The organism is Sphingobacterium sp. GW821-FHT03E03, from assembly GCF_059420745.1.
Window position 1 is genome coordinate 74,449 of the sequence record NZ_JBWKUH010000010.1, and the last position, 15,076, is coordinate 89,524.

Genomic DNA, 15,076 nt, shown 5'->3' on the forward strand with positions numbered 1-15,076 from the left:
TTTGTATATAGGAATCCATTTTTATAATTAAATCAACTTATAGTATATAACCTAATAGCTCTTCAGAACATGACAGAATTGACACGTTACCTGATTAAATCTACAGTCGATCAGCGCGGTATAGTAAAAGTTTGGGAGGAACCTGTGGCGATACCAACCTACGAGGTTGGTACGATGGAAAAAAATCCAATTTTTGCTGAAAAACGTGTATACCAAGGTAGCTCAGGTGTGGTATATCCTTATCCCATTATTGAAAAAATTAGTGATGAGAAACAGGATAAGATCTATCAGGCACTCTTTATTGAAAATGAATATATCAAAGTGATGATTCTGCCTGAACTCGGCGGAAGGATTCACATGGCCTATGATAAGGTCAGGGAACGGCATTTTGTTTATTATAATGAGGTGATAAAGCCGGCTCTGGTAGGACTTACAGGGCCTTGGATTTCGGGTGGAATCGAATTCAATTGGCCCCAGCATCACCGCCCGACTACCTTCATGCCAACAGAATATTTAGTTGAGCATAATGCAGATGGTAGTGTGACCGTATGGTGCAATGAAATCGAACGCATGTTTCGGATGAAGGGCATGCAGGGATTTACACTTTATCCAGACAAAGCCTTTATTGAAATAAAGGTGCAGGTCTATAATCGCACGGCCTTACCGCAGACTTTCCTCTGGTGGGCCAATCCAGCTGTTGTCGTCAATGATGACTATTACTCTGTTTTTCCACCTGATGTAAATGCAGTTTTTGATCATGGCAAAAGAGAAGTTTCAACATTTCCGATCGCGACAGGAACCTATTATAAATACGATTATTCAGCTGGAGTTGATATAGCACAATATAAGAATATTCCTGTTCCGACATCCTATATGGCCATCCAATCAAAATATAATTTTGTGGGAGGTTACGAGGCAGGAGACACCAATGCGGGTATGTTGCACGTTGCGGATCACCACATTTCTCCGGGAAAGAAGCAATGGACATGGGGTAACGGGGATTTCGGTTTAGCTTGGGACCGGAATCTGACGGACGAAAATGGTCCTTATATCGAATTAATGGCAGGTGTTTACACCGACAATCAGCCCGATTTTGCTTGGTTACAGCCTTATGAGGTGAAATCATGGTCACAATATTTTATGCCCTATGCGGCTGTTGGTCATGTGAAGAATGCAACGAAAGAGCTTGTCCTCAATATGGAGGTCCATCAGCAGCGTGCCGACATTATTCTATATGCAACAGCTGCATTTGAAGGACTTAATATTGTTCTGAGGGATAAGCAAGGGAGAATATATCTCGAAGAAAAGATCCATTGTTCCCCCCGTGATATTTATAAACAAACTGTTTCTGGTTTGCAGAGTGATCCATTTGATTTGATTCTATCGGTTTATGATAGTGATCAAAATGAAATATTGCATTATCAATTGGAAAAACAAAAAGATATTACAGATATTCCAGAACCGGCTCAAGCTGCGTCAATACCAGAGGACATTCAATCTGTGGAGGAATTGTTCCTAACAGGACAACACCTTGAACAATATCGGCACGCAACCTATAACCCTGTGGATTACTATCTTGAGGCATTGCGACGGGATCCGCATGATGCACGATGTAACAATGCAATGGGTGCTCTTTTATTGAGAAATGGAAAGATCGCCGAATCCATCCCTTACTTCCGTACCGCAATTACGCGACTTACCGAACGTAATCCAAATCCTTACGATGGCGAGGCCTATTATAATCTAGGCTTAGCTTTACAATTATCCGGGGAACTGGAAGTTGCCTATGTCGCTTTTTACAAGGCAACCTGGAATGCTGCCTGGCAGGATGCAGGTTATTTTGGGCTTGCACAGATAGATGCAACGCGTGGACAGTGGGACGTTGCTCTGGAAAAAATAGAACGTTCAATAAACCGAAATTGGAAACATCATAAAGCCCGGCAATTAAAAACTTCGATTTTAAGAAAACTGGGGCGGGTAGACGAAGCGTTGAGTTACATTAAAGATTCTCTGGAAATAGATCCATTCAATATAGGCTGTCAATTTGAATGGTACTTGCTGACAAAGGACGAGACTATATTATTGCCTATTCTAGATTTATGTAAAGTCAATGTACAGAGTGTGGTGGAATATGCATTGGATTTTGCTCAAGCTGGTCTGTATGAAGAAGCCATCCAGTTATTGGAAAAAACAATCGATGATCCGCAAATGGTATATCCAATGATATATTATGCACTGGGTTATTTTAACGCCTGTATCGGACAAAATAATCAAGCAAAAGCCTATTATGACAAAGCTCGTATTATGGACCCGACTTATTGCTTCCCAAATCGGTTGGAAGAGATCGTTATACTTCAGGATGCAATCCTGCACAATAATGACGATGCAAAAGCATATTACTACCTGGGGAATCTATGGTACGGCAAGAGACAACATCAAGATGCTGTAGACTGTTGGGAGCAAGCAATACAATTGGATCAACAATTCCCTACCGTTTTCCGGAATCTGGCTCTGGCCTATTATAATCGAATGGGGCGAAAAGAAGGGGCTGTTGCTTTGCTTGAAAAAGCATTTGCATTGGATGAGACAGATGCGCGGTTGCTGATGGAACTCCACCAGCTCTATAAGAAACAAGGATACAATTACGCGGAAAGATTGATGCTATTGGATCGCTATGCAGATCTTGTCGTTAGTCGAGATGATCTTTTCTTGGAACGGATTACACTTTTCAATCTTCTGGGACGGTACCAAGAGGCTCGACAATTGCTGGCTTCCCGACAGTTTAAACCTTGGGAAGGTGGGGAAGGGAAGGTGTCCCGTCAATATACAATCTGTCATCTGGAACTGGCAAAAGAAAGATTAAAAGCCAATGATCCAAAGGGAGCCTTAGCCTTGTTGACAGCTATTGACAGCTATCCGCATAATCTTGGTGAGGGCAAACTGATTACAATGGAGGAGAACGATATTTATTATTACAAAGGTGTTGCATACGGTTCGTTGGGTAATGAGGAGGAGGCAACAGCCTATCTCATCAAAGCTACACAGGGGGCTCAGGAACCCCAACAGGCTCTTTTTTATAATGATCCACAACCAGACAAGATCTTTTTTCAAGGGCTGGCATGGCTTGAGCTTAAACAAGAAGAAAAAGCTGAACAATGTTTCCAAAGTCTAATTGATCATGGTAAAACTTATCTAGACAAACCTTTTAAAATCGATTATTTTGCAGTTTCATTGCCTGATATGGATATCTGGGAGGATGATCTTGACCATAAAAATAGGATTCATTGTTTATATGTAATGGGCTTGGGTTACTTAGGTAAAGGAGATTCCGATCTGGCTAAGAAATATCTTGCACAGGTGAGGCAATTAGAGCCCAATCATCAGGGTTGTTTATCAATACTACGCTCTTTTATAGCGGAAGTCACCCTAAATAATTAAATTCAGACATGCATCGTTATCTCATTTTATTGCTTGCTCTTCTACAGAGCTACTGTGTTTTGGCAGTTGGAGGGCATCAGCTCAATCTTGCCGGACAATGGAGTGTACAACTTGATCCAGAGGATATGGGTGTGAAGAACGGTTGGACTAATAGGTCTTTCACAACACCCATTAAATTACCTGGGACAACTGACGATGCAGGACTGGGAACTGCAAATAGCTTAATACCAGCGCTTACAAAACCCCAACTTTCACACCTGACAAGGAAACATCGGTATGTGGGGGCAGCCTGGTACAGCAAGGAGTTGTTTATTCCGAAAGGCTGGGCGGGTAAAGAAATGATCCTGAAACTGGAACGGATTATATGGGAGTCCAATGTCTGGGTTGACGGAGTTGAAGTTCCGCAAAAACAACGCAGTCTTGTAGGTTCACATGAATTTGATTTAAGCTCTTTTTTAAAGGCCGGAAAAAAACATCGTCTGACTATCCGTATTGATAATCGTAAGAAGTTGGCGATCAGTGTCGATGATATGGCACATGCTTACACGGATCATACCCAGATTATGTGGAATGGAATGATCGGTTCGATGTACATTGAAGCAATGGATCGAGTTCATATCAAGCAAGTAAGTACTTTTCCGGTTTTGGGAGCAAAACGTGTAGACCTGCAGGTCGTTCTTTCAAATAAAGCACAAAGAAATGCCAGTAGCACATTGCGGGTAAGAGCCAAATTTAAAGATGAGCGGAAGTATCTTCCGACAATAGAAAAGGTGGTTTTACTAAGGCCCGGTGATTCAACTATACAATTGAGCTATGACCTTGGCACAAATATCCGGTCATGGAGCGAATTTTCACCAAACCTTTATGATGTGGAAGTGGAGTGCCATTCGAGTGAGGGAGTCAATATGATGCGTACATCGTTCGGTATGCGTGAATTGTCAAAGAAGGGCACGGTGATGGAAATCAATGGGCAGCCCCTGTTTCTTCGGGGGACATTGGAATGCAGCATTTTTCCATTGACGGGGCATCCTCCAATGGATAAGGCAGGATGGAAGAAAGTATTTTTGACGGCAAAGCAATGGGGCCTCAATCATTTACGGTTCCATTCTTGGTGCCCTCCGGAAGCAGCCTTTGCTGTAGCTGATGAAATGGGCTTCTATCTTCAGGTCGAATTGCCTATCTGGGAGAATAATGCAGGTAAGGATGATGCCGTGCTACGTTTTTTATATGAGGAAGCCGATAAGATGATCAGGCAATATGGCAATCATCCATCGTTTTGCTTTTGGAGCATGGGGAATGAGTTGAGTGGCGATTTCGATGCTCTTAATGCACTGGTAAAAAACTTAAAAGAGAAAGATAAGAGACATCTATATACGGCGACATCATTTACTTTTCAACAAGGACATGGAATTGTTGGCGAACCCTTTGACGATTTTCTGATTACGCAGTGGACGGCAAAGGGATGGGTGAGAGGGCAGGGGGTCTTTAATAGTGAACCTCCTGTCTTTAATAAAAATTATAGTGCTTCATTGGATGGTGTTTCTATTCCTGTGGTTACCCATGAGATCGGACAATACGCTGTTTACCCCAATTTGGAGGAGATTAAAAAGTATACAGGTGTTTTAAAGCCGTTAAACTTTATTGCTGTAGCCGAAGATCTGAAACGCAAGGGTCTATTGCATAAAGCGAAGGCATATACCATGTCATCAGGCAAGTTGGCAGCAATTCTTTATAAAGAAGAGCTGGAACGGGCCTTAAAAACACCGGGTATCAGCGGTTATCAACTATTGGACCTCCATGATTTCCCAGGCCAAGGTACAGCTCTGGTGGGACTATTGGATGCCTTTTGGGATAGTAAGAATATTCTTTCAGCAGCTGAATTTAGACAGTTTTGTGCGCCAGTAGTTCCCTTGCTCCAGTTTTCCAAAGCCGTATATACCAATGGTGAAGTATTTGAGGGGATTTTAGACATTAGCAATTATGGTGCTGCAGCATTGAGCGATCAGTTGGTCGAGTGGTCTGTGAAAGAGGATACGAAAACTATTGCAAAAGGTCACTTTCAAGCAGTCGTAGGCCAGGGACACAATGGGAATATAGGCCGCTTTGAAGTGCCACTACAGGCGATACAACAGGCTAAAAAACTGACAGTTCATGTTAATCTCAAAGGCACGAATTATGAAAATCATTGGAATATATGGGTGTATCCAAAAGAAAATAAAATTGATTTTGCTGATGTAAGTTATACAAGAGAGCTAGACGAAGCTTTACGGCTGCTGCAGGCCGGCAAGAAGGTTCTTTTAAATCCTGATTGGAAAAAAATTACAGGTATCGAGGGCAAGTTTGTTCCGGTATTTTGGAGCCCGGTACACTTTCCGAAGCAGGCTGGGACAATGGGATTGCTCTGTGATCCAAAACATCCTGTATTCGCTGACTTTCCAACAGCGGGACATACCGACTGGCAGTGGTGGGACTTACAGATCAAATCGACAACAATGTTGATGGATCAGGTCAAAGGCGGCGAAACCCTCGTAGAGATGATCGATAATTTTGCAAACAATAGAAAATTAGCTTCACTATTTGAGGGGGCAGTGGGAAATGGCAAACTGATGGTAGCTTCATTTGATCTAGCGACTGATTTAGCGCAGCGACCTGTTGCAAAGCAGATGCTGCAATCCATACTCACCTATATGAATAGTTCGAAGTTTGCGCCAAAAGTTATCGAAAATCCTGATGTATTGCAACAGGTTTTGCACTATAAAGAATTGCAGGAAAAGGCTGCTCCAAGTGCTATTTATTAGTTTGATATATTCAGGTTAAAATCTGTATATCAATAAGTTTAATGAAAAAAATGAAGTTGCAGGCCTTGGACAAAACAAGAAAATAATATATATAATATAAGCTGATGCGCAAGTAATTTATTTTTATGAGAAAATGAAACTTTAAATAAAAAAAGGCAGTGCTGTTGAAAGAATTGCTAAATTGTCTCAATAAACTGATTTTTAACCGGAAAAGAAAAACGACCAATATACTGAAGAGTTGGGACTTGGGTTATGAGAAAAGAATTTTATGAAGCTAATTTGATTCAGGATCTTGCTATGGGAAGTGAGGCCGCTTTGCTACAGTTTTACCGGCTGTATGCAGATCGAATCTTTGATGTTTCCTTTCATTTGCTGAAAGATACGGGTTGGAGCGAAGATATTGTGCAGGAAGTATTTGTTAAGCTGTGGACCAATCGCATGAGCATAAAACAAGATGTAGATCTTTGGCCATTTCTATATGTTTTGGCCAAAAGAGAGTGCTTTAACAAATTAAGGAGTATTAAGCGCTCGCATGCTGCTTTTGAACTATTAGCCTATCACATCGAGAGCCAATCCGAGACCGCAGATCGGATGGTCGAACGAAAAGAGCTGTCCGAGGAAATTGAGTGTTATCTTTCCCAGTTACCGGCACAACAAAAACTTATATTTACTTTGAGCAGGGTCGAAGGAGTTCCCTGTCAACAGATAGCTGAGGAACTAAACCTCTCTAAAAACACGGTAAAAAATCATCTTGCCAGAGCATCGAAATCACTGAAACAGGCGCGATCTGGAAGAAACCTATTATTATCCCTATTTTTTTATTTTTTTTAAAAAAAGAATATTTCATGTAGTCCTTTTTTGCTTTTGTGGTGTACTGTCTAAAATAAACTTAGAAAGTACGAACCAATTTGACCATGCAAGAAGAAAGACTACGCTATTTGCTGACCAATTATTTCCGAAATACAATCTCGCGGACTGAGTTAAAAGAGATGTTAGATCAATTGGATGATCTGGATGAATCCCAATTTTCATCGCTGTTTGAGAGCCTGGAAGAGAAGATCCCAGCACGTTCAGAACGATTTGACAGAGATAGCGTGGCCGAGCAGCTTTCCCATCGTATTCAAGAAGACAAAGAAGAATTATCATACAGAGGAAGAAATAGAATAAACTATGTCAAGTGGGGTAGTTTAGCTGCTGCGGTTATTCTTTTTTGTTTTTCAATCGTATACTTCGTAAAGCGCGAAACGGCGCCGATAACACATTCCAAACAGGTTTTAGCGAATGAGATCGCTCTCCCTGATGGGAATGCGCCCATACTTACACTGTCTACTGGTGAGCAATATTCGATTTCTGCCGATAATCCCGAGTCATTGGACAAAGGTAATCTGACTATTGTTAGAGACAACGATGGAACGTTGTTATATCAGCTTAAACATGGTGAGCACGGTTCTGAAAAACGGACATTTCATAGCCCCAAAGGGAGCGCCTTAACGCTACAACTGATTGATGGGACAAAGGTACATTTGAATTCGGGATCCAGTTTAACTTACCCCGTACATTTTGAGACAGCCAATAGATTAGTTTTCTTAGATGGTGAAGCCTATTTTGATGTCGCCCATGATCCCGCCAAGCCCTTTATCGTAGAAACAAAGCAAACACGGATTAAAGTTCTGGGAACACAGTTTAATGTGTCATCCGATTTAACCAAAACCAAAACGCTGACGACTTTGATCAAAGGTAAAGTAGAGGTCAGCTTGGGCGGCACGCATAAAATTCTAGCCCCGGGTATGCAAGCGGAGTCAGATCCACAACAACAGCAAATCGTATTGAAGCAGGCCGATCTAAAAGAGATCTTGGCTTGGCGCGATGGCTTTTTCCGCTTTACAGAAGATGATATAGAAACAGTGCTTCAAAAAGTAAAAGAATGGTATGATATCAAGGAGATCACGATACAATCGACTTCAACAGATACATTTACTGCTATGATGAAAAGAACCAAGAAGCTTTCAGATTTACTCAAGCAGCTCGAAAAGACATCCAATTATAAATTTAAAATTCAGGATGGGAGGGTCCTTGTTATGTGACAATACGAGATGAAGCTAAAAGTAATCGGAAGTGCTCGTAACACTCCCGATCGATGCTTAGCAATTAAATAGACCTAATTGAGTTATAAACCATTTAACACCAAACTTATACAAATGTATAAAAGGAATAGCAAAAGTTGCTTTTTTAAACAAAAATTCTTTGTAAAAGCATTTATCAGGATGAAAGTATGTATACTAATCCTCATCATCTCCCTGGTGCATGTCCATGCAGCTAGCTTTGGTCAACAAGTAACCTTGGATATAAAAAACGGACATTTGGTGGATGTCCTGGATGAGATTCAAAAACAAACGGGGTACGAATTTTTGTACAATAATAAATTAATCGATAAACAGAAGCGGGTGACCATTAAAGCAAAAAATAGAAACTTTAAGGAGGTCCTGCAAGAGTTTTTGACCGAAAGAAATCTCGCTTATGAGCTAAATTTGAATACGGTATTGATCGTGGCAAAACCTACATCGTCTAAACAGTCGCAAAGTGTCGCTCGGGTACAGAAAAAAAAGATTACCGGGGTCGTTTCAGATGCAAAGGGGAATGCATTGGAGAGCGTCACCGTTGCGGTTAAAGGGACAAGTGTAGCAACAAAGACCGATGCACAGGGACGATATAGCTTGGAAGTGGAAGATCAGCACAAGACACTTGTATTTTCCTTGGTGGGGTATCAGTCTATCGAACAGCCTATCGGAAACTCAAATCAAGTAAATGCAACATTGGAAGCTGCGGTGAGTGATCTAGAGGAAGCTGTTGTAGTTGCTTACGGAAAACAGCGTAAAATCAGTGTAATAGGTGCTATTAGTAGTGTCTCACCTCAACAGTTAAAAAGCCCCGTTGCGAAAATCAGTAGTTCATTGGCTGGACAAATGGCGGGAGTCGTTACTGTACAAGGCTCCGGTGAACCTGGATCGGCGACATCATTTTGGATACGGGGAGTCAGTAGTTTCGCTGGAAGTAACAGCCCATTGATCTTGGTCGATGGAATCGAACGTCCCATGGATTTAGTTGATCCTGAGGATGTGGAGTCTTTTTCTGTCTTAAAAGATGCGACTGCGACAGCGGTATATGGGGTAAGAGGTGCCAATGGCATTGTGATAATCACCACGAAAAGAGGGAAGAAAAGCGCCAAACCGACAATCAATGCACGTGTAGAACGTGGTATGTTGGAACCCATAAGACTACCAAAACTGGCCAATGCTGCACAATGGTTGGACTATTATCACGATCTTAATTATGAACAATCTGGTGTGGCACCACTATCGCCAGAGGAAATCAACAAGCATATAAATAAGTTAGATCCGGATGTATACCCTAATGTGGATTGGATGCAGGAAATATTTAAGAAAAGAACGTCCAATGGCAGGCTCAACATGAATGTAACTGGAGGTGGAGATTTTATTAAGTATTATGTGTCGGGTTCCTATATGAAAGAAAATGGGATTTTTCAACCTCGAAAGACATCCAACTATGATCCTTCTGTGAATTTCGACCGAATCAATTTCCGGTCAAATGTAGACATTCGGCTTTCACCTTCGACCGAAGTTAATTTAAATCTTTCCAATCAGTTTGAAACAAAGAATCGTTTGGGAGTGGATTTAGGAACCATGTATGATATCATCCTGCATACCACCCCCGTGGCCACTCCAACGCAATTTTCGACAGGAGCCTATGCAATGAGTCCCTATTATTTTCTAAATACAACAGGGTATTCGAAAGATTTTTGGAATAATGCACAGTCCTTGGTTGGAATAACGCAGGATTTCTCTGAATTAATAACACCGGGATTAAGAGCCAATGTCAAATTTTCTTGGGATGCGAAGAACTCTACATCTTTAGATAGGCGGAAGAATCCAGTCACCTATTATGTAGACAAGAAGAATGCACGGGACAGTGATGGAAATCTTATTTTGATAGATAACGGTGCTGGAAGCGACTATTTCGAACTGGAAGACTTTCATTCTGGCGAACGGGCGATTAACTTTGAAAGTTCTCTGATGTATGATCGGCTGTTCGCTGACAAACATCGTTTAGGTGGGCTATTCTTATTTTCTATGCGCGAGCGAACGAATAATTTTCCAAGTAAAAATTACATTGCAGCGCTTCCTTATCGTAATACTGGGATTGCCTCCCGCCTAACTTATTCATATCAGGACCGCTATTTTATCGAGGGAAACTTTGGCTATAATGGATCGGAAAATTTTGCACCCAAAAAGCGTTTCGGATTCTTTCCGTCTTTGGCGATGGGCTACGTGTTGAGTAATGAATCGTTCTTTAAACCGTTATTGCCTGTGATAAATTTCCTGAAGATACGGGGATCCATTGGTAAGATCGGTAGTGATAAGATTGATGGGCGCCGCCGATTTGCCTATAACTCGGAGATGGAAGATCGTGGTGGATATACATTTGGTTTAGCAGGGAAGAAAATACTGACCGGAATTGCAACAGGTTATCCAGGAAATCCTTTGGTCGCCTGGGAAAGTGCTTTGAAGCGCAATATCGGCGTGGAATTAACCATGTTCAATAAGTTGACGATTCAGGCGGATTATTTTGCCGAGAAACGTGAAGGGATTTATATTCCACAAGAAAGTGTTCCATCTATCGTCGGAGTTAATATAAAGCCGTTAGTAAATATCGGTAAGATGGAGAATAAAGGGGTAGAAGGTTCTTTGGAATTTAACCATCATCAAGGAGATTTCGGCCTTCAGGTTCGGGGTAATATCACTTATAATCGCAACAAAAAAATCTTTGATGATAAACCCACCCCGATATGGGCCTACCAATCGGATATAGGACAACGTTGGGGACAGCAACGTGGTCTAATCGCGATGGGTTTGTTTCAGTCGGAGGAGGAAATCGCACATAGTCCAGTACAAAAATATGGTGACGGGCCTCATCCAGGAGATTTGAAGTACAGAGATATCAACGGCGATGGGCAGATATCTTCTGAAGATATGGTCGCTATCGGTGATACCGATATGCCGCAGTTGACGTATGGTTTCGGAACGAGTGTATCTTGGAAAGGATTCGATATCGCAGCATTTTTTCACGGTGTGGGGGATATCACCCGGATTATTGCGGGAGGACCTTTGTACGGACAGACGGGCAATATCTGGAATTCGGGACAAATTTATGCAGATGTCGCGGATAACCGCTGGAGTGCTGATAATCCCAATCCAAATGCGCTCTACCCACGTCTGTCGCTTAACATTGCAAATAATTCCCAAGCATCAACATGGTGGCAGCGGGACATGAGTTTTATCCGCTTAAAGAATTTGGAGTTTGGCTATACATTGCCCAAACAATGGATTGAAAAATGGAAGTTATCTTCCCTGCGTTTGTATGCACAAGGAGTGAATGTCTTTACATTCAGTAAATTCAAGTTATGGGATCCTGAACTGGAAACAGTGTCGGGAAGCAGCTACCCGCAAATGCGTGTGTTTAATATTGGTCTAAGTGTGATATTTTAACTGAAAAAATGATGAAAAAATATATTTACCTCCTGTCTTGTCTTTTGGTGCCATTTTTCTTTGGGGCATGCAGCAAGTATTTAGATGTCGATCTGGCCAATCAAAAAACCCTCGATGAGACGTTTATGAAGCGTATTACAACCGAGAGATATCTAGCTCAGGTATATGGTTATCTACCCGTTGAGCATGATATGTTTAATAGTGAGGGGGGGAATGTCCCGCTGAGTGATGAAGCACTATTTTCTTGGGTGGCTTGGGTGCCTTGGCTCAACTTCGCTAATGGAGGATGGGGTGTTACCACGGATGAATATGCGACTTGGGTACATAATTATCAAGGAATCAACCAAGCGACCGTTTTTATCAATAATATTGATAAAAATCTGGAATTAGATGAATCAACCAAAAGTATTATGAAGGCAGAAGCGAGATTCTTACGCGCGTATTTTTATTACTTGCTGTTAAGACGCTATGGACCAGTATATATTTGGGGTGATCGAGCTGCTGATGATAAGATCGACGCTAGGTCAGTGGATCGAATGACTTTGCAAGCCAATGTAGATTTTATTCTCTCGGAATTTGATAAGTCAACAGCGGTGTTGCCGCGGGAGATTACAGATCAGGCATGGTATGGTCGCTTGACAAAAGGTGCCGTTATGGCTGCAAAATCGGAACTGTTATTGTATATGGCACGTCCCCTATTCAATGGCGCAAAATTATATGTTGGAATGAAGAATAAAAGCGGAGAATTCTTGTTTCCTCAGACTACCGATCTCACTAAATGGGAGCTGGCGGCCAAAGCGGCCAAAGATGTGATTGATTTAAATCTGTATGCACTGTATCAGGACAATAAAGAGACAAATTCCTTCCGTCGAGCTATAAAGTCTTATATGGGTATTTATTTCGAAAAATGGAATTCAGAAATTATTTGGGGCCGCTGGTCAGACGATGGTTTTAATTATAATGTCCGTACAGCTCCGCCTCGGGTAGTGACAACGGGCTGGGGCGGATATGCGCCATCATTGAAATTGGTAGATGGTTATCCCATGGCAAGTTCTGGACGATATCCGGTAACAGGGTATAGTACCAATGGCCAACCAATTATTGATGAAAAATCAGGGTATCAAGAAACAGGATTTACGGATAACTATGTTCACCCATTGGACAATTTTGGGAACTTCAAAGCTCATAACAGTTGTGTGGGACGTGATGCCCGCTTCTACGCCTCTATTTTGGCTAATGGAATGTACTGGATCAATACATTACATGGCATGAAGAAGGTTACATTTTTTGATGGCGGAACATCAACCTATACCACAACAGGTGACTGTGTAAAATCTGGGTACCTTTGGCGAAGAATGAGTGACCCGACAAATGATATCGAGTCGGGAAACTGGGGGCAGTTTGCTTGGCCCTATTATCGCCTTGCTGAGATATACCTCAATTATGCGGAAGCATGTAATGAAAAACCAAACCGGGATGAAGTGGAAGCATTGCGCTATGTCAATCTCGTGCGTGAACGTAGTGGATTGAATAAAATGGAGGTCGCTTATCCTGAAGTATTAGGAAATAAGGAGTTGCTTCGGGTATTGCTCCGCAAAGAACGGATGGTAGAAATGGCTTTTGAGGGGCATCGCTATCCGGATCTAAGAACTTGGATGATCGCAGAGCAGGAAATGAACGAACCTTATTACACGCGCAATGTTGCCGCCAAAACGTATGAAGCCTCATGGGAAAGAACGAAAGATGTTTTTCCTGGAAGACGAGTTTTTCAGCCAAAGCATTATTTTTTTCCGATACATCAAAAGCAATTGAGCGAGATGGTCAACATTACACAGAACTATGGATGGTAGTGCAAATTTACTAATACTGAAGAAGATGAGAAATTATATATCCTATTGTGTTTGCCTATTGACTCTATTCCTAATTAATGGCTGTCAGAAGGACGACCGGATGAATAATATGGTAGACGATACCATTTATATCCGAGATTATAAAGAGAATAAAATAACCGTATTTGATTGGGGGAAGTTTGATTACAATGTGACCGTCGTTAAAGCTGGAATTGGGCAGAAGGAAGCGAGGGTGAACTTTAAGATTGATGAAGCATATCTGGCTGATTATAATGCTCGAGAAGGGACAAATTATAGGCTACTTCCTGCGGACTGTTATAAAATTGACAAAGTAGCTTTGACTTTTGAAAAGAAAGATTATTTACATGATATAGCAATAGTGTTTGATAGTGAACGGATAAAATTATTACAGGGGAAGTATAAGGAAATGTATGTCCTTCCTTGCCGAATTGAAGCTGAGGGGGGCATATTACGTTCCTTGAAACCAGAGATGGCTGCAACTTTGCTTATTCCCAATGTTAAAGATCCTTTTTTAGCATTCGCTTCACCGGGTTTGCAACTTGAGCAGATTAAATTGACACCAACGGGATCAGAACAAATAAAGGGGCAGGCCTCGGTTATAACAAATTATCCTAATCAATGGGATCTTGCATATGACGTTGAAATCGATCCACAGATTTTGGATACTTATAACGGAACAGTTTCTGATGATAAGAAACTGAAATTACTCCCGAAGACGGCATATCAATTGTCGGATATGCCCTATAAAGTCAATGCTAAGAAAAATAAGGCGACCTTTGATTTTACGATCATCAAAAAGGGGCTTGTTAGTGGAACCACAAATTTATTTGGAGAATATGCCTTGCCTTTACGGATCAAATCTGTTTCAAAAAATAGTATTAATCCAGAAGCGTCAACCATATTGATACCCGTTTCATTTCAACCGCCAGATATCGCCCGTACAGGATGGAAGGTTATTCAGGCTTCATCCGAATGGATCGGTGGCGGTGAAAAGGAGAATGTTTTGGATGGTAAAACGGAGACCTTTTGGCATAACGTATGGATGGGGGGAGAACCACCATTACCTCATTTCTTAATCATCGATTTGGGTAAAGAGTACGAAATGATGGCGATTGAGCTCATAAGACGAGCAAACAATGATCTGAAAACCGTATTATTTGAGGCTAGCACTGATAATAAAACCTATATTCCGGTAGGTAAAGTTGATTTCGGTACAAATAATCCAAAACATACACTGATGACCAATATTCCGACGACGAAAGCACGTTATTTGAAATGTATTGTTACTGAGAGTAACCGTCCACCTTCATCTGCCATCGCCGAAGTATATGTAAAGGGGCTGTAGTGATATATGGTATTTGTTTTATTATCTAGGGTAAATAATAGCCGCTTCATATTTGGAGTG

Annotated in this window: 7 protein-coding genes; all 7 read left to right on the plus strand. The window is 41.5% G+C overall.

The window, feature by feature from the left end:
- The first annotated feature begins 69 nt into the window (after positions 1–69).
- The 7 genes from AC07UV_RS13165 (at position 70) to AC07UV_RS13195 (ending at position 15,016) form a co-directional block, all read left to right on the plus strand.
- Entirely contained in the window at positions 70–3,438 is a 3,369-nt protein-coding gene (locus tag AC07UV_RS13165; protein WP_495184087.1) for a tetratricopeptide repeat protein, read from the plus strand.
- Between the two features lie 8 nt (positions 3,439–3,446).
- Positions 3,447–6,236, plus strand: a complete 2,790-nt coding sequence (locus AC07UV_RS13170) for a DUF8487 domain-containing protein (protein WP_495184088.1) — start codon at positions 3,447–3,449, stop codon at positions 6,234–6,236.
- A 252-nt stretch (positions 6,237–6,488) separates the two neighbouring features.
- Positions 6,489–7,067: an RNA polymerase sigma factor gene (locus tag AC07UV_RS13175; RefSeq protein ID WP_495184089.1), complete on the plus strand. Its 579-nt coding sequence runs from the start codon at positions 6,489–6,491 to the stop codon at positions 7,065–7,067.
- An 83-nt stretch (positions 7,068–7,150) separates the two neighbouring features.
- On the plus strand, positions 7,151–8,320 hold the full coding sequence (locus tag AC07UV_RS13180) for a FecR family protein (RefSeq protein ID WP_495184090.1): 1,170 nt from the start codon (positions 7,151–7,153) through the stop codon (positions 8,318–8,320).
- 180 nt (positions 8,321–8,500) lie between these two features.
- A complete protein-coding gene (locus AC07UV_RS13185; RefSeq protein WP_495184091.1) occupies positions 8,501–11,800 on the plus strand; it encodes a TonB-dependent receptor in 3,300 nt (1,099 codons plus the stop codon).
- Between the two features lie 8 nt (positions 11,801–11,808).
- Positions 11,809–13,650, plus strand: a complete 1,842-nt coding sequence (locus tag AC07UV_RS13190) for a RagB/SusD family nutrient uptake outer membrane protein (protein WP_495184092.1) — start codon at positions 11,809–11,811, stop codon at positions 13,648–13,650.
- A 25-nt stretch (positions 13,651–13,675) separates the two neighbouring features.
- A complete protein-coding gene (locus tag AC07UV_RS13195; RefSeq protein ID WP_495184093.1) occupies positions 13,676–15,016 on the plus strand; it encodes a BT_3987 domain-containing protein in 1,341 nt (446 codons plus the stop codon).
- The last annotated feature ends 60 nt before the right edge of the window (positions 15,017–15,076 follow it).

What these genes read in the sequence shown, in the direction of transcription:
- AC07UV_RS13165 (WP_495184087.1), top strand. Translation starts at nt 70, where the DNA reads ATGACAGAATTGACACGTTACCTGATTAAATCTACAGTCGATCAGCGC.
- AC07UV_RS13170 (WP_495184088.1), top strand. Translation starts at nt 3,447, where the DNA reads ATGCATCGTTATCTCATTTTATTGCTTGCTCTTCTACAGAGCTACTGT.
- AC07UV_RS13175 (WP_495184089.1), top strand. Translation starts at nt 6,489, where the DNA reads ATGAGAAAAGAATTTTATGAAGCTAATTTGATTCAGGATCTTGCTATG.
- AC07UV_RS13180 (WP_495184090.1), top strand. Translation starts at nt 7,151, where the DNA reads ATGCAAGAAGAAAGACTACGCTATTTGCTGACCAATTATTTCCGAAAT.
- AC07UV_RS13185 (WP_495184091.1), top strand. Translation starts at nt 8,501, where the DNA reads ATGAAAGTATGTATACTAATCCTCATCATCTCCCTGGTGCATGTCCAT.
- AC07UV_RS13190 (WP_495184092.1), top strand. Translation starts at nt 11,809, where the DNA reads ATGATGAAAAAATATATTTACCTCCTGTCTTGTCTTTTGGTGCCATTT.
- AC07UV_RS13195 (WP_495184093.1), top strand. Translation starts at nt 13,676, where the DNA reads ATGAGAAATTATATATCCTATTGTGTTTGCCTATTGACTCTATTCCTA.